Source organism: Paenibacillus sp. FSL K6-2524 (assembly GCF_038005525.1).
In the GTDB taxonomy this organism is placed as follows: domain Bacteria; phylum Bacillota; class Bacilli; order Paenibacillales; family Paenibacillaceae; genus Fontibacillus; species Fontibacillus anaericanus.
In genome coordinates this window covers 3,877,685-3,894,231 of record NZ_JBBOSP010000001.1, presented here as the reverse complement: position 1 = coordinate 3,894,231, position 16,547 = coordinate 3,877,685, and the positions used below count along the sequence as shown (strand labels likewise).

General features: G+C 41.6%; 13 protein-coding genes and 1 tRNA gene. 13 read left to right on the top strand and 1 reads right to left on the bottom strand.

Annotation, left to right across the window (positions count from 1 at the left end; genetic code table 11):
* The 8 genes from NST85_RS17840 (at nt 1) to NST85_RS17805 (ending at nt 8,832) form a co-directional block, all read left to right on the top strand.
* Nucleotides 1–1,251 (top strand): glycosyltransferase family 2 protein, encoded by a 1,251-nt coding sequence (locus tag NST85_RS17840; RefSeq protein ID WP_341190001.1) that lies wholly within the window; start codon nt 1–3, stop codon nt 1,249–1,251.
* 16 nt (nt 1,252–1,267) lie between these two features.
* The gene (locus NST85_RS17835) at nt 1,268–3,343 is read left to right on the top strand and encodes a cellulose biosynthesis cyclic di-GMP-binding regulatory protein BcsB (protein ID WP_341190000.1); all 2,076 of its coding nucleotides are present in this window, start codon (nt 1,268–1,270) and stop codon (nt 3,341–3,343) included.
* Between the two features lie 6 nt (nt 3,344–3,349).
* A complete protein-coding gene (locus NST85_RS17830) occupies nt 3,350–4,207 on the top strand; it encodes a GGDEF domain-containing protein (RefSeq protein ID WP_341189999.1) in 858 nt (285 codons plus the stop codon).
* Nucleotides 4,208–4,278: 71 nt separating this feature from the next.
* Complete coding sequence (locus tag NST85_RS17825) at nt 4,279–5,244, top strand: glycosyltransferase family 2 protein (RefSeq protein ID WP_341189998.1); 966 nt, start codon at nt 4,279–4,281, stop codon at nt 5,242–5,244.
* 183 nt (nt 5,245–5,427) lie between these two features.
* A complete protein-coding gene (locus NST85_RS17820; protein ID WP_341189997.1) occupies nt 5,428–6,006 on the top strand; it encodes a sigma-70 family RNA polymerase sigma factor in 579 nt (192 codons plus the stop codon).
* On the top strand, nt 6,003–6,983 hold the full coding sequence (locus NST85_RS17815; RefSeq protein ID WP_341189996.1) for a DUF4367 domain-containing protein: 981 nt from the start codon (nt 6,003–6,005) through the stop codon (nt 6,981–6,983). The genes NST85_RS17820 and NST85_RS17815 overlap by 4 nt, the downstream gene beginning before the upstream one ends.
* 213 nt (nt 6,984–7,196) lie before the next feature.
* Nucleotides 7,197–8,183, top strand: coding sequence for a galactose ABC transporter substrate-binding protein (locus tag NST85_RS17810; RefSeq protein ID WP_341191132.1), 987 nt, complete (start codon nt 7,197–7,199; stop codon nt 8,181–8,183).
* A 115-nt stretch (nt 8,184–8,298) separates the two neighbouring features.
* Entirely contained in the window at nt 8,299–8,832 is a 534-nt protein-coding gene (locus NST85_RS17805; protein WP_341189995.1) for a CAP domain-containing protein, read from the top strand.
* A 144-nt stretch (nt 8,833–8,976) separates the two neighbouring features.
* Here NST85_RS17805 and NST85_RS17800 read toward each other — a convergent pair.
* Nucleotides 8,977–9,049, bottom strand: a tRNA-Lys gene (locus tag NST85_RS17800).
* 141 nt (nt 9,050–9,190) lie between these two features.
* Between NST85_RS17800 and NST85_RS17795 the strand changes: the two genes are divergently transcribed.
* From NST85_RS17795 to gyrA, 5 genes are all read left to right on the top strand, one after another.
* A complete protein-coding gene (locus tag NST85_RS17795) occupies nt 9,191–10,015 on the top strand; it encodes a GDSL-type esterase/lipase family protein (RefSeq protein ID WP_341189994.1) in 825 nt (274 codons plus the stop codon).
* Between the two features lie 22 nt (nt 10,016–10,037).
* On the top strand, nt 10,038–11,021 hold the full coding sequence (locus tag NST85_RS17790) for an ABC transporter ATP-binding protein (RefSeq protein WP_341189993.1): 984 nt from the start codon (nt 10,038–10,040) through the stop codon (nt 11,019–11,021).
* Nucleotides 11,014–12,003, top strand: a complete 990-nt coding sequence (locus tag NST85_RS17785) for an ABC transporter permease (RefSeq protein ID WP_127190727.1) — start codon at nt 11,014–11,016, stop codon at nt 12,001–12,003. The genes NST85_RS17790 and NST85_RS17785 overlap by 8 nt, the downstream gene beginning before the upstream one ends.
* Nucleotides 12,004–12,084: 81 nt before the next feature.
* Complete coding sequence (parE, locus tag NST85_RS17780) at nt 12,085–14,073, top strand: DNA topoisomerase IV subunit B (protein WP_127190726.1); 1,989 nt, start codon at nt 12,085–12,087, stop codon at nt 14,071–14,073.
* A 13-nt stretch (nt 14,074–14,086) separates the two neighbouring features.
* The gene (gyrA, locus tag NST85_RS17775) at nt 14,087–16,519 is read left to right on the top strand and encodes a DNA gyrase subunit A (RefSeq protein ID WP_341189992.1); all 2,433 of its coding nucleotides are present in this window, start codon (nt 14,087–14,089) and stop codon (nt 16,517–16,519) included.
* Nucleotides 16,520–16,547: the final 28 nt, after the last annotated feature.

Sequence of the window (16,547 nt, the reverse complement as noted above, 5' to 3'; positions counted from 1 at the left end):
ATGACAATTGCAGATATTCTCATGCTTATCTCGGTAATCTGTATCTGGTCTCTGTTGCTTGTTAATGTGGTACTCATCATTGCCGGTTACTTATACTACATTCAGAACGAGAGAGATCCTATACCGGAATTAGAAGGAGAAGCACCATTTGTCTCTATTATGGTGCCTGCTCATAACGAAGGGATAGTCATTACTCGGACGGTTGAGGCGTTGTTAGCATTGGATTATCCCCATGATCGTTATGAGATTATTGTGATCAATGACAACTCTTCGGATAATAGCAGTGTGCTGCTTAGCCATTTACAGATGAAAAATCCAAATCGTAATTTAATCATTATTAACACGGATTCAGTTACGGGAGGAAAAGGTAAATCCAATGCACTAAATATCGGATTTGCGCAAAGTAAAGGCGAATTGATCGCGATTTATGATGCGGATAACACACCGGAGAAAAATGCGTTAAGATTCCTGGTGGCCGAAATCGTCAAGGATCAAACGTTAGGTTCTGTCATTGGTAAGTTCCGAACTCGTAATCGTGATGCCAGCTTGTTAACGCGATTTATAAATATTGAAACTTTATCATTTCAGTGGATGGCGCAAGCAGGTCGGTGGAAATTGTTCAAGCTATGTACTATTCCTGGTACCAATTTCATTATTCGTCGTCATATCTTGGAGCGGATTGGCGGGTGGGATATACATGCGATTGCGGAGGATACAGAGATCAGCTTTCGTATTTATATGATGGGTTATCGTATTAAGTTTCAGCCCAAATCCGTCACTTGGGAACAAGAACCGCAAACCGTAAAAGTCTGGTTCAAACAAAGGACACGATGGGCAAAAGGGAATATCTACGTTATTGTAAAAAACTTCAAGTTGCTGTTTGATCGTTCAGCAAGAAACATTCTGTTTGACATCATTTATTTTCTATCCATTTATTTTCTGTTGCTTATCTCGTTGTTAATGTCAGATCTGCTGCTTATTCTACATGCTCTAGGTTTTGTTCATACGACGCTGGCTAGCTTTAGCTCATTTCTATGGATGCTTGCCATTATTATGTTTATTGTAGGAACTTTTATTACCGTCATGACGGAAAAAGGCGAAATGAGACTCTCTAACCTTTGGATTATCATGCTTATGTATATTTCTTACTGTCAAATGTGGATTGTTGTCGTAGCGTATGGGCTGTATACATACCTCAAGGATTTAATATTTAAACGAGAAGTTAAATGGTATAAAACCGAACGCTATTAAAAGGGGGACGAAACTTGTGATCAGACGATTAATTGTAATATGCATAACCTGCCTATCCTTGATATTCGTGCAGCTTAGCCAGGTAACGGTGGCGGGAGCAGAGGCATCTGATGCACAAACCTATGAGATGTCCCTAACGAGTACGAACTTATTCTTATCAGGGGCGATGACATCTAAACAGCTGTATTTTCAAGTTCCAGACTACTGGAAAGTGAATGACGTAAAATTCAACTTGGATTATAAAGCATCTCCTTTAACGCTAAATGATCAGTCAAGTGTGACATTGAAGATAAACGGAACTTATCTACATTCATTCAGACCTATAATCAACGAGGATCAAAAGCAGCATTTATCCGTCACCATACCTACCGAACTGATCGTGAAGGGTGCGAATGAACTTTCCATAGAAGGATCCATTCAAACAACGAACACAAATGATGAAATCTGTTCGCGGGAAGATTGGCAAGATAATTGGTTGCAGATCTTTAGTACCTCAAACGTTGCTGTAAAGCATACAAACGAGGCGATCAGAGGCATTCATAACTTCAATCAGTATTTTACGGGACTAGATATCGCTAATGCTAACCAAAATGCGGTTGTTGTGCCCGAGCAGAGCGATGCCGCTGAGCTGGAAGCAGCAGCCTACGCAATAGCGGGATTTGCTAAATCGAACAGTTTGGAGAATAAGGCGATTCCTTTGCTCCCGTATGGTTCATATCTTTTAACAGGTAAAAAGGCTATCGTGCTTATCGCTTTATATGATCATTTGCCGAATGATGTTAAGAATTTGTTGGACGGTCAAGACCTAAGTCAAACGGCATTAATTCAATTGGTGAGCACGGATAAGCAGCCAACATTGGTCATTACATCACAAGACGCTGATTTATTAGTTAAGGCTGGTCGATTGGTAGCTAATCAAGCCTTAATGGGGCAATTAATCAATAATGTGAAAGTAATAGATAAGGATACCAATGTAGCGACACCTACTGTAGAAGTGAATAGAAATGTGGTGTTGACCGACAATGGTGATAAACTCACAGGCTGGAGACATCAAGAAAAGTCTTATTTTGTGTCATTACCTGCAAACCGGAGTATTACTGAGGCTAGCAAAATTAGTGTTGATTTTCGATATGCTCAAAATCTTGATTTTGAACGTTCAATGATAACCGTACTTATAAATGATACGCCAATCGGGAGTAAGAAGCTTACTACAGAGTTAGCGGATGGAGACAACTTAACCTTATCTATCCCACAGAATTTAAATATTTCGGGTAATTTCAGTGTGAAGGTCGCTTTTGATTTGGAGCTGAAGAACGGTAACTGTTACCGAATTGACGACCAAATGCCTTGGGCGTTTATTACCAAAGACACGCTATTAAAGCTGAACACTACAGAAAAGACAGATTTATTATTTAATAACTATCCATTTCCTTTTATACGTGATGGTAATTTGAATCGGGTTGCCGTTGTTTTGCCAACAGAGCGTGATCAATATACGTATCAGAGTATTTCAAATTTGTTTAACCTATTGGGTCAATATATGGAGGGGAATGAAGGGGAAGCTCGCTTTTACGAGGATAAGGCGGTTGCAAGTGATTTGAAAGATCGTAATATTGTTGCGATTGGTACTTATAAGGACAATAAGCTCATTAGAGACTATAATAACAGCTTCTATTTTCAATATGCTACAGATGGTGCCGGCTTTCAATCTAATGAAAAAATGAGTATAGATTCCGACTACGGCAAACGCATAGGGACACTGCAGTTAATGCAATCCCCTTTTGAGGCAGGACATGCATTATTGGCTATCACAGGTGTCAGTTCCGAGTACTATTATTTAGCATCTCAGTTGGTTGGAAGCCATGAGGGCATGTGGAAAATCTATGGAGACGGTGCGACAGTAGACAAGGACGGTACCATACAGGCGTATCGCTTTAAGAAGCAAGCTAATCCAGAAGAGACCACAATGTTGGATAAAGTAATTGAACGAGGTGATGTACTAAGTTTTATGGTAGTCGCCCTACTGATTCTGGTGTTGGTTCTAGTTTCGATGGTACTAATGATTCGTAAATATAGAAAGAAACGGGGGTGATGAAAGATGATGAAGCGATATCAAAGCAGTGTCATATCAGACGTTGCCTTCCTCTTGTTGTTAATAATCTGCTTTGTATGTGTTGTGTTCACCGCGGTTGATCCCGAACTGTATATTCAAAACTTCATCTTCCTGAATGTAGCCTTCTTAATCTCAGTCATCACTTATTTTTCTAACCTGACGGTTGGTCTAATCCTGAATTTTGTGTTTATATTCGGTTGCGGGACCTTTACCCTATATCAAAGTATCGTTGAAGGAGTAGTTCTAGGAGGCCAGAGTTATTTTTGGTTGATTATCACTCCTTTACTTACCGGTGTAACGTGGGCGCTTACCCGGGCCAATAAGCAACTGCAGGAAGAGAAAGAACAATTACAAAGAGAAAACGCCTCATTAGCTACGATGGACGTAAATACAAATTTAAAAAATAACTTATCCTTTCAAAAGGATGCTACGGTGTTCATGGCTCTTTCTACCCGGTTTAAAATACCAGTAACACTACTCATCATTAGTGTGCGATACTGGGACGAAATAAGACGAATGACCAGTGAAGAAGAAATGACATCAGCGATGTATGATATTTCAACAATAAGTCAAACAAGTATTCGTACGAATGATTCGTTATATATTTTCGATAAAGATAACCCGACATGGGGATTAATACTCTTCACAGATCGTGAAGGTGCAAATGTGGTTATCGACAGATTGAAGCAGAATATCATAAATTTGAATAACGGAGAATATGGAGATAAGTATAAGGTTGAACTTAATCTTAAGATTGGTGCTGTAGAGTATGATCCTGAGTCTATACCTACACCGCTCGATTTTATTGTGGAGGCAAAAAAACAACTAGAGTACGACGTATAGAACTTTTATATGCTTGTGTAAGTTTCTTTATACAGAAAAAGATTAATAGATTATGAGTATGGAGGTACACAATGACGATTAAATATTCGGTTGTCGTTCCGTTGTTCAATGAAGAAGAAGTGATAAATGAAACGTATAAGCGCTTGACCACAGTCATGCAGCAAACCCGTGAATCTTATGAGCTTGTATTTGTTAATGATGGCAGTAGAGATCGAACCGTCGAAATTGTGGGAGATTTATGCAGCAAAGATGAGCATCTTAGATTAGTAAATTTCTCAAGAAATTTCGGTCATCAAATCGCAATAAGTGCTGGTATGGATTATGCCCAAGGGCAAGCCATCATTGTCATTGATGCAGATTTACAAGACCCACCTGAAGTCATTTTAGAGATGATTTGGGAATGGAAGCAAGGGTATGATGTGGTATATGGCAAACGTTTGGTACGTAAAGGTGAGACTATCTTTAAAAAAGCCAGTGCGAAGTTCTTCTACAGATTGTTGAGAAGTATGACCAGTGTTGATATTCCTGTAGATACAGGGGATTTTCGGCTGATTGATCGTAAAGTTTGTGATGTGCTCAAGGGATTGAAGGAGAAAAACCGCTTTGTACGTGGTCTGGTTAGCTGGGCTGGATTTCGCCAGAAGAGTGTTGAGTATGTGCGTGAAGAGCGCTTCGCAGGAGAAACAAAGTATCCATTTAAGAAAATGGTGCGTTTCGCGCTAGATGGGATTACTTCGTTCTCCTATAAACCATTAAAGTTGGCTAGTTATATTGGTATGGCACTTTCTATAGCTAGTTTTGTGTACTTAATTATCGTGTTATACCAGAAGTTATTTACGAATACTACAGTCACAGGTTGGTCCTCTATACTTGCGGTCAATCTATTATTCAATGGTATTATTCTAATGATACTTGGAGTGATGGGTGAGTACATTGGTCGTGTCTATGATGAATCGAAAGATCGGCCTTTATACATCATTTCCGAGACTAAGGGATTTGCGAATGAGCGGTATATGGTTGGAAGTAATGAACGGTAATAAATGGAGTGAAGATTAAGTATTGTGAAGATAATTTCAGCTTGATTTGTTATGATTTTCCTGTGGTCTTCTGACTGCAGGTCTTTTTTTATGAAGATAGTGTAATGAAATCGTGAAAAGGTCGTATTTACATATGAAATTACTTAGCTAAGTAATAACAGCAAGGAAGGAGAAGTTAATCCGATGCAGGAACGCGTTCTGCTTTTCCCTTTGAAAGAAGAAGTTTCAGTCAGTGAATATCAATCTGAGAGTTTGGAATTCACTGTAATTTTTGAGACCTATTATAAGAGGATCTATAACTATATAAGTTATCGGGTGAGTTGTCGTTATACGACAGAAGATCTGACAAGCCAAGTATTTGTTAAGGCGATGACGAAAATAGATTCATATTCTCCTAAGAAATCGCCGCTAGAAGTTTGGATGTTTACGATCGCCCGAAATGTGGTCAACGATTATTTTAGAGCTCAGAAGAGACGAAATATTTTCTCGATTGATGTGATCAAGGAACTAGTGTCAAGTAAGAAGGACCCGGAGAGTTTGTTTATATTAGGTGAATCTAACGATAAGCTTCAAATGGCTCTAAATACTTTAAATGCGAGAGAGCGAAATATGGTGGCACTTAAATTTGGAGCCAATTTATCCAATATTCAGATTTCTGAATTAGTAGATTTGTCTGAAAGCAACGTCGGGGTAATTCTTTATCGCACGATGAAAAAATTAAAAGTTCAGATCGAAAACGAAAGTGTGGTGGATTCGAAATGAGTAGAAAAAGTGTTGAACAACAATTTTCTGCTGAGATAGATGCTTATTTAAATAAGCGTCAACTACCTGGAAACGCAGATTGTGAAGAATATAATGAGCTGTTTGAAATCGGCAAGAATTTAGCTGACCGTGACTTCAGTAAGAGCAGCAACAAAGCTGATGTGTTAGATCGGGTGATGATGACTAATAAAGCTAATCGAGGAGATGAGCGGATGAGAAAATCTAGCAAAATGAAGCGACCTATAATTGCTGCGGCAACGCTGGCTGTAGTTAGTATAATGAGTATTGGGATTATGAAGCCGGCATTTGCTCAAGAGGTATTGGATAAAATCGTTCAAACGATATCGCTAGGTCATATTACCGTGGAACAATATGAGTATCCAACAGGGCCCATTTCTATTCCAAGCGAACTGGAAGGTAAAGTATTCGATCGTAACGGAAATCCTATATTAGAAATGGATAATGAGAACCCTGAAACCATCTATAATGCAAATGGTGAAGAAGTTGTCGGTTTTGCCAATGGCGAAGTCATTACTAAAGCACAGCAGGAGAAACTAGACAAAGAAGATAAACCAGAAATTCTTGTAGTTAACGATCCTAATCAATTAAACGACTATACCCGTTTTAATGTTATTTTGCCTACTTATGTACCAGAGGGGTTTTCATTTGATAGAGCAGAGTTTTACAAAGATGACGATGGATCTGTAAGTGACTCTAAGTATATTGATTTATTCTACACGAATGAGGAAACGGGAAAATCTTTCTCGATGCAAAATCGTTTTGCTGATGAAGAGACGGCTTATATACGATCAACTGATGGATCGGTTGAAGCGATCAAACTTAATGATCTAGATGCTGTGTTAGTGAACGGAAAAAGTATTGATTGGGAAAAAGATGGTGTACTTTATTCGTTATTTGGTAAGAAATCTGGACTTGACCGTACTGAATTAATTCGGATCGCTGAATCGATTCAATAGTAAGAAAAGTTAGGTGGACCAGGCAAGGATAAACTCCTTGTGTGGTCCATTTTTGCGTGGATTGCTACTTTTTTAAAAATAATGCGTATCTACTATGTTTGAACTATAATGAGCATATACTAGAACCTGACATAAATAATTATAGCTGTTAGGAGGTCATGTGGATTGAAGAAGATAACTACCGTAGGTATGACTATAGCGCTACTAGCTACTATGATAGTAGGGTGCTCAAGTGATGGAAATAGTGTAAGTGGTAGAGATGGGGGATCGACTCCTAAAGTTGGTGTTGCGATCTATAAGTTTGGCGATACGTTTATGAAGGGAGTTCGTAAGTCGTTCGAGAAAAACTCCGAGGGGATTGCTAAATTGGATATTGTTGATAGTGAAAATTCACAACCCAAGCAGAATGATCAAATTGATGTGTTCATTTCCAAAAAAGTAGGCGCTCTAATTATTAATCCAGTTGACCGTACAGCAGCAGGTGTCATTATTGATAAAGCAAAAGCAAGTGGCACACCCGTTGTATTTTTGAACCGTGAACCACATGCTGAAGATATGAAAAAATGGGATAAAGTTTATTATGTTGGTGCGAAAGCAGAACAGTCCGGAACGTTCTCGGGGGAGATTATAGCGCAATATTGGAAAACGCATCCGGAGGCTGATAAGAATGGTGATGGAGTTTTGCAATACGCGATGTTGAAAGGCGAACCAGGGCATCAGGATGCAGAGCTGCGGACGCGGTATTCGATTCAAGCCGTTGAAGATGCTGGGATCAGAGTTGAGAAAGTACAAGAAGATACGGCGATGTGGGAGCGAGATAAGGCGAAAGAGAAGATGGCATCCTTCCTAGCAGCTAAAGGTGATAAGATCGAAGCTGTATTTGCTAATAATGATGACATGGCATTGGGTGCTATTGAAGCTCTAGAAGACGCTGGGTATTTCTCAGGGGACAAATATATGCCCGTTGTTGGTGTAGACGCTACATCACCAGCTCTCAAAGCGTTAGAGCAAGGTACAATGCTTGGGACCGTTCTCAATCACGCTGAGAACCAGGGGATAGCGGCTGTTAAATTAGCATCCTTACTTGCTAAAGGTGCAGAAATTAATAAAGACACGGTAGGATTTGAGATTTCTGATCAGCAATACATTTGGATTCCTTATCAAAAAGTAACGAAGGAAAATGCAGCTAACTTTAAATAAGATAGGACCCGTTACGTATTTTTACCAATAATTGCGTATGCATAATTGTACACATCATGTTAAAATGTGAGCAGCAACCCATATAGTGGTTGGTAAGCTAAGGGGGCGAATCATCATGAAGAAATGCAACACGAAACGTATCGCAGCCGGTATGCTATTCTCTGTTTTGGTTACTTCATTAGTAGCAATACCTGTATCTCAGGTTGTTGGAGGTGGAACCACCTATGCAGCTTCAACGAAGGAATCGCAGCAATTGGCTACTGTATATGCGCGAATTCAGAAAGAACATGCTACAGAAGTTGTCAAAATGGTTAATCAGGTGCGAGTTAAAGCAGGGTTGAAACCATTGGTTGTTCACACGAATTTATCCAACATGGCGAAGAAAAAAGCAATTGAAATGTACCATAGTAATTATTTCAGTCATACTTCTCCTAAATACGGTTCTCCGTTTGATATGATGGATGCTTTTAACATTTCATATCGGTACGCAGGTGAGAATATTGCCATGGGACAAAAGACCGCAAAAGAAGTCGTAAATGAATGGATGAATAGCCCCGGACATAAGGCGAACATTCTAAATGCGAAATACGGTTTAATTGGGGTAGGCTATTATAATGGATATTGGGTACAGGAGTTTATTGGAAAGTAACATCAAACTTATCATTTAACGAAGTGGTTGGTCCTCTATTGAAAAAGAAGAGGGCCAGCCACTTTTTCGTTTGTGAGGGTATGGAGTGGAAGTATAGACAAAGAAAGAAGAGGGCTAATAGCCCTCTTCTTTCCTTACTTTATATGGGTTATGTAGGGGTCGAACCTACGACCTGCCGATTAAGAGTCGGCTGCTCTACCAGCTAAGCTAATAACCCGTGTTTTTTTCTCAACGAAAAATAGTATATCGCATCTGGATTGAAAAAGCTAGTCCTTTTTTTGTGGAAAATTTGCTTATTGATTTAAGAAGTTTTATGTTATTTACATAAGTTTGACAAGCAGCATGAGAATGGAGGATCATGATGAACTCAACTTCCCGGATTTGGACAACGACTGGCCTGATCTCAGGCGTGTCAACAGTGTTACTGTTATGCGGTTTTTTCTATGCGGTTAAAGATATAATGAATCCCTTAGGCGCACCGATTTTCGATGAGCAGACACGACAGGAAAGTGTTTTGCCGACACCTGAGATAGAATCGGTTCTGGATGTGACGGCGATTGGCGATTCTCTTGCCAAAGGGACAGGTGACGATACAGGAAATGGTTATGCGCGAAGAACGGTTCAAATATTGAAGGAACGTGGAGACCAATCTAAATTAGTGAACAATTTAGGTATTAACGGATTAACAACGGCAAAACTTATACCACTATTGGACGAGAAAGGGGTTCAATATGTGTTGAAGCAGTCGGGTGTTATTCTGCTATCTATCGGTGGGAATGACTTGTTTCAAGAAACTGAGAAATTTCAGAGTGGTGGAGAGTTTCCAACCGAGATGGAACTTGAAAAATCAGTGACGGAAGCAAGTGAGAATTTCAAGCAGATCGTGAAGAAACTCGTTGATATTAACCCTGATGCACAGCTTGTATATGTAAGTCTATATAATCCTTTTGCCGATTTGGAAGGTATAAAGGAAATAGGCAATAAGGCTGTGACCCATTGGAATAGCTTGGCTATGCAAACAATGAGTGAATATAAAAGGACATTAGTTGTGCCTACATACGATTTATTTTCAAATAATGGCCCCCTTTATTTGTCTGGTGATCATTTTCACCCAAATGGAGAAGGTTATCAATCCATTGCAGAACGTATTGTTCAAGGATTAGGTAAGAGTGTAGTGGAATGAATGGGTATAAGGAGTGAGGACAATGACGGCAAATAATAGGGTTGTAGGTGAACAGCAACAAACCGTTTTGTCGGTGCAGCATATAAAGAAAAAGATCGGAAAGAAATGGATTGTTCAGGATGTAACTTTTGAAGTAAAGGCTGGAGAGATATTTGGCTTTTTGGGACCTAATGGTGCAGGCAAAACAACGACAATAAGGATGTTAGTTGATTTGATCCGGCCAACAGAGGGAAAAATTCAGATCTGTGGATACGATGTTCAAAAACAACCAGAACAAGCTCTGGCTTATGTTGGCTCTATTGTGGAAAATCCTGAGGTATATACCTATTTGACAGGCTGGGAGAATCTAGAGCATTTTGCGCGAATGATGCCTGGAGTGTCCACAGCACGCATTGCTGAAGTAGTTGACACTGTAAGGCTTGGCGCACGGATTCACGATAAAGTAAAAACATATTCACTCGGGATGCGGCAGCGGCTTGGGATTGCTCAAGCTCTGCTTGGACGACCTAAACTACTTATTATGGATGAACCAACGAATGGACTCGATCCTAAAGGAATTAAGGAATTACGTGTCTTTATTCGTAAACTAGCTGAAGAAGGAATGGCTGTATTCGTATCTAGTCATTTGCTCAGTGAGATTCAATTACTCTGTGACCGGGTGGCTATCATTAGTCAAGGACGCGTGTTGGCAGTCGGAACGGTGGAGGAATTAATCGCGGATGGCGCGAATTATGTTGTATGGCAACTTGAACCTAGGGCTGGGGGAGAGGCTCTACTCATCGCGGATGGAGTGCGTCTTGTTGAAGATCCGGATAACGTTCTCGATGTAGCGATCCTTGCGGGCATGGGGGATCATGCTATTGTTACAATCATGTCTCCAGATCAAATTGCAAATCAAGTGTCGCGTTTGGTCAAGCAAGGCATCTCAGTGGAGTCTGTTCAGAAGATCAATCCTACTCTGGAACAACTGTTCTTGGAAATGACGGAAGGTGAAGGAATTGAATAGGATGATACCCTTGGTCAAGAATGAAATGATCAAGATGATCAAGAAGAAACGCTTCTATGTTATTCTATTAGTCTTGGTCGTGTTAGTGCCTATGTTTGCTTATGCACAGCTTAAGGTTTCCATGAACAGTCAGGAGAAATATGGGGATGATTGGCGTAGACAGGTTCAACAGGGGATTACAGATAATCAGAATTCGCTTGGAAGTGATCGTGTACCGGAGGAATGGAAGAAATATCGCAAAATTTATATTCAGCAAATGAAATACTATTTGGAACATGATATTAACCCACAACAAACGGGTGGCGTATCGTTTACACGCGAATTTTTGAACAATGCAGCTACGTTGTTTATTCCACTTCTTATCATGGGTGTTGGTTCTGATATCGTTTCATCCGAGCGCACAACTGGAACGGTGAAGATGCTGCTAACAAGGCCTATCAGGCGGTGGAAAATACTGCTGAGTAAGTTAATAACCTTACTTATGTTTGTCTCGCTTATTGTTGTGTCTGCGTATGTCATTTGTTACTTGATTTCAGGACTGTTCTTCGGCTATGGGGGTTTTAATATGCCCGTACTCACAGGATTTGTGCTGAATGGTGCAGAAGTAGATATTTCAGGAGTACATGCGGTTCCTCAATGGGAGTACTTATTAATGCAAGCTGGTTTAATTTGGTTTGTTAGTATAACTGTCGCCATGCTTGCTTTCATGGTTTCAGTACTCGTTAGGAGTACGGCAGCTAGTATTGTCATCATGATGGCGGCACTCATTGCAGGAAATATCCTGACAAATATGGCTTCCGCCTGGACAAGTGCGAAATATTTATTTATGGTAAATTTGGGATTAACTAATTATTTAGCAGGCTCTCCCGCTCCAATTGAAGGGATGACACTAGGCTTTTCATTAATGATATTGGCTATTTGGGCGGTTTGTTCATTGTTTGTTTCATTCCTTGTCTTTACGAAACAGGATATCTTGAATTAGAATGGACAAGGGTAACAAAACACTTGTTTGCATTTAAAAAATAAAAATTGCTACATAAAGAAGCATAAAGGGGGAGCATGAATGGGCGAACAAATCGATTTGTTCGAAGGCGGGGCTTCCGGGGATGTGTCTGGTGGCGCTGCTTCGGGATACGACGCGGACGACATTCAGGTGCTCGAAGGGCTTGTCGCAGTACGCAAACGTCCAGGTATGTACATCGGCAGTACGAGCTCGTCGGGACTTCATCACCTGGTATGGGAAATTGTTGACAACGCTGTTGATGAGCATCTTGCAAAATACTGCTCCAAAATCGATATTTCTTTGAATAAAGATGGTTCGGTAACGGTATTTGACAATGGCCGCGGTATTCCAACTGAGATGCATAAGACCGGTATTCCTACACCGCAGGTTGTATTTACGATCCTGCACGCTGGTGGTAAATTTGGGGGTAACGGTTATAAGAAGTCAGGTGGTCTACATGGCGTCGGCGCTTCGGTAACGAATGCGTTGTCCGAATGGCTTGAGGTAGATATTTATCGTAAGGGTAAAATTCACCGTCAACGTTTTGAATATTGGGTAGACAAAAAAGGCATCGAGCATGTTGGAGAAGCAGTTGGTGGTCTGGAAGTGATCGGGAATACGAACCGGAGTGGCACCAAGGTAACATTCAAACCGGATATTCGTGTATTTCCGAATGGAATTGGGCTAAATTATGATACGCTAGCAGAACGTTTACAGGAGATTGCATTTCTGAATTCGGGTCTGAAGGTGACCTTGAAGGATGATCGTTCTGATCGGTCCGATGAGTTCTTCTATGAAGGTGGAGCCAGTCAGTTCGTTCAGTTTCTGAATGACGGCAAAGATGTTCTCCATGATGTAATTCATTTCTATTCCGAACGGGACGATATCGAGGTGGAGGTCGCCCTTCAATATAATGCAGGGTACACCGAGACATTGGCATCATTTGTAAACTCCATTCCGACTCGCGGCGGAGGTACACATGAAACGGGCTTCAAAACCGCATATACTCGGGTTATGAACGATTATGCTCGTAAGAATGGTATCCTGAAAGAAAAGGATAAGAATCTGGAAGGAAGCGACTTGCGAGAAGGTATGATGGCTGTTATCAGCGTCAAGATGTCTGAGGTGGAGTTCGTAGGCCAGACTAAGGACCAACTCGGTAGTTCTTCTGCTCGTAGTGCGGTAGATGCAATCGTATCAGAGAAGATGGCACTGTTCCTGGAAGAGAATCCTCAGGTGGGTCAATCTTTAATCAAGAAATCCGTTCAAGCTTCGAAAGCACGCGAAGCAGCTCGTAAGGCTCGTGATGAAATGCGGACCGGCAAGAAACGGAGCGAGAGCTCCAATCTTGGAGGTAAGCTAACTCCAGCGCAGTCGAAGGACTTCACACGAACCGAACTCTTTATCGTGGAAGGAGATTCGGCGGGGGGGTCAGCCAAGCAAGGACGGGATTCAAAGATCCAAGCAATCTTACCACTCAAGGGTAAGCCGATGAATCCGGAGAAGGCGAAACTTGCCGATGTTCTGAAGAATGATGAGTATCGGGCAATTGTTGCTGCGATTGGTGCAGGTATCGGAACGGAATTTGCCGTGGAGGACTGCAATTATTCTAAGATTATCATTATGACGGATGCGGATACAGATGGAGCTCACATTCAGGTATTGCTACTTACTTTCTTCTACCGTTATATGAAGCCGTTAATCGATGCGGGGCGTATATATATCGCTCAACCGCCACTCTACAAGATCACGCGTCGCTCTGGCAAGCTAGAGACGATTCGTTATGCATGGAGTGACGAACAATTACAGAATTATTTGAAGGAATTTGGCAAAAACTTTGAGTTACAGCGGTATAAAGGACTTGGAGAGATGAATCCAGATCAGCTATGGGAAACAACGATGAATCCTGAATCACGGACGTTGCTACAGGTGCAGATCGAGGATACAGCCAAGGCCGAGCGCCGGGTATCTACGCTAATGGGTGACAAGGTCGATCCACGTAAACGTTGGATTGTGGAAAATGTAGATTTTACAGAGTATGAGGAATAGAAGGTGACTTGATTTGAGCATGTTAGAGAACTTTTTGCCGGCCTATTTAGAAGAAGTCGTAGGTGATAGATTTGGTCGGTATTCCAAATACATTATTCAAGACCGTGCCATTCCCGATGTGCGCGATGGTTTAAAGCCTGTGCAACGGCGGATTCTATACGCCATGTTCGATTCCGGCAATACACCGGACAAGCCTTATCGTAAATCAGCCAAGACCATCGGGGATGTAATGGGTAATTATCATCCACACGGTGACTCTTCGATTTATGACGGTATGGTGCGGATGGCACAACCGTGGAAGATGGCTCATGTTCTTGTGGATGGTCATGGGAACTGGGGTTCTCAGGATGATGACCCAGCAGCAGCAATGCGTTATACGGAAGCTAGACTTTCGCCAATAGCGCTTGAATTGTTGCGCGATATCGACAAACGAACCGTACCATTCAAAGATAATTTTGATAATACAACGATGGAACCAGTCGTATTGCCGGCTAGGTATCCTAACCTGCTTGTTAACGGGGTAAGTGGGATTTCTGCGGGCTTTGCTACTGAGATTCCGCCTCATAATTTACGTGAGGTAATCGATGCTTGTATAGCTGTAATGGAGAGACCGGACATCAGTATGGAAGAGATTCGGACTTTCGTCAAAGGTCCGGATTTTCCAACAGGTGGTATTATTATGGGCGAAGACGGAATTCAGGATGCCTATGCATCTGGCAAAGGCCGTATTTATATTCGTTCAAAAACGGAGATCGAAACCCTTCGTGGGGGGAAACAACAGATCGTTATTACGGAAATTCCGTACCAAATTGTCAAATCTCGTCTTGTTAACTCGATGGAGAACATTCGACTAGAGAAAAAGGTCGATGGGATTGCTGAAGTTCGTGACGAGAGTGGTCGAAACGGGTTGCGCATTGTTGTAGAACTCAAGAAGGATGCCGATGCACAGGGGATTCTCGCGTATCTGTTCAAGAAGACGGATTTGCAAGTCACCTACAACTCCAATATGGTTGCTATTGTGAAGAAGGCACCACGTCAGCTTGGACTGAAAGCGATCTTGGATGCCTATATCGCCCATCAGCGAGAGGTAGTAACCTTCCGCACACAATACGATCTAGAGAAGGCAGAGGACCGCTCCCATGTACTGGAAGGCCTTGTGAAGGCACTGAATATTCTGGATGAGGTAATCGCGGCAATTAAAGCTTCGAAGAATCGACAGGATGCACAGAACAATTTGCAATGGATGTTCGGGTTTACGGAACGGCAGGCGGATTCAATCCTTACTTTGCAATTATATCGTCTTACTAATCTGGAGATAACTGCACTGCAGAAGGATCTAGATGAGTTACAGAAGAAGATTGCCATTCTACGTGGTATTCTCGACAGTGACAAAAAACTCGTCGCCGTCATTAAGAAGGAATTGCTCGAGATTCGAGATAAATACGGAATTGATCGTCGCTCGGTTATCCAGGGTGAAGTGGAAGAGCTGAAGGTGAATCTGGAAGTTATGGTAACGCAAGAGGATGTACTTGTTACCCTCTCGAACGAAGGTTACATCAAGCGAACTAGTATGTTGTCATTCACACGCTCTGGTGGTGAACGTGAAGGTTCAGGTGTGAAAGATGGAGACTACATTAAGCATCTGCTGGATGTTGATACGTTACAGAACGTATTGATTTTCACGCAGAAGGGACAATATTTCCTTCTTCCTGTACATCAGATTCCGGAATTTAAGTGGAAGGACAATGGTACGGCTATTGTTAATGTTATACCGATGTCCAAGGAAGACCGCATTGTCAGTGTCATCCCACTACGGAATTTTGAAGAGCCGAATTTGAGCCTTGTGTTCGTTACCAAACGTGGTCAAGTGAAGCGGACAGAACTGGGGGAATACGAGACGAAGCGCTCTGGTGCTATTGCAGCTTGTAAAGTTGCAGACGGAGACGAAGTGATACGTGTAACGGTAAGCAGTAATACACAGGATATTTTACTTCTTTCGCAGCAAGGGATGGTCATTCGTTTTGCTGAGTCAGAAGTGAACTCCATGGGCCGTGTGTCTGCGGGCGTAAGGGGAATTAGTCTCAAAGATGGTGATGAGGTAGTAGGAGCCCAGTTAGTCGAAGGGGATGAAGGTGAACTACTCGTCGTCTCAGATCTAGGTTATGCCAAACGAAGTTTGTTATTGGATTATCCGGTGCAAAGTCGTGGCGGTAAAGGGGTCCAAAGCTTTGAATTCAAAGAAGGCAAGCGTGTGAAACCAAATGGTAGCCGCATGATAGATGTGTTTCATTGTAAGGAACCATTGACAATCATGGCAGTGACCAAGGATGGTGGCAAACACCTATTCAGTTCTGAATCGGCACCACTAAGTGAGCGAAAATCCATTGGTAAAGCAATTGCACCTGTCGATAAGAATGATGAGATCGTTGAATTGTTAGTTATGTAATGATAAAAAGCTTCGGTAACGGCTCAGG

Excerpts from the sequence above, each read along its gene's own strand:
- NST85_RS17805 (WP_341189995.1), top strand. The coding sequence starts at position 8,299 with ATGAAGAAATGCAACACGAAACGTATCGCAGCCGGTATGCTATTCTCT.
- NST85_RS17830 (WP_341189999.1), top strand. The coding sequence starts at position 3,350 with ATGATGAAGCGATATCAAAGCAGTGTCATATCAGACGTTGCCTTCCTC.
- NST85_RS17825 (WP_341189998.1), top strand. The coding sequence starts at position 4,279 with ATGACGATTAAATATTCGGTTGTCGTTCCGTTGTTCAATGAAGAAGAA.
- NST85_RS17795 (WP_341189994.1), top strand. The coding sequence starts at position 9,191 with ATGATGAACTCAACTTCCCGGATTTGGACAACGACTGGCCTGATCTCA.
- NST85_RS17810 (WP_341191132.1), top strand. The coding sequence starts at position 7,197 with ATGATAGTAGGGTGCTCAAGTGATGGAAATAGTGTAAGTGGTAGAGAT.
- NST85_RS17815 (WP_341189996.1), top strand. The coding sequence starts at position 6,003 with ATGAGTAGAAAAAGTGTTGAACAACAATTTTCTGCTGAGATAGATGCT.
- NST85_RS17790 (WP_341189993.1), top strand. The coding sequence starts at position 10,038 with ATGACGGCAAATAATAGGGTTGTAGGTGAACAGCAACAAACCGTTTTG.
- parE (WP_127190726.1), top strand. The coding sequence starts at position 12,085 with ATGGGCGAACAAATCGATTTGTTCGAAGGCGGGGCTTCCGGGGATGTG.
- NST85_RS17840 (WP_341190001.1), top strand. The coding sequence starts at position 1 with ATGACAATTGCAGATATTCTCATGCTTATCTCGGTAATCTGTATCTGG.
- NST85_RS17820 (WP_341189997.1), top strand. The coding sequence starts at position 5,428 with ATGCAGGAACGCGTTCTGCTTTTCCCTTTGAAAGAAGAAGTTTCAGTC.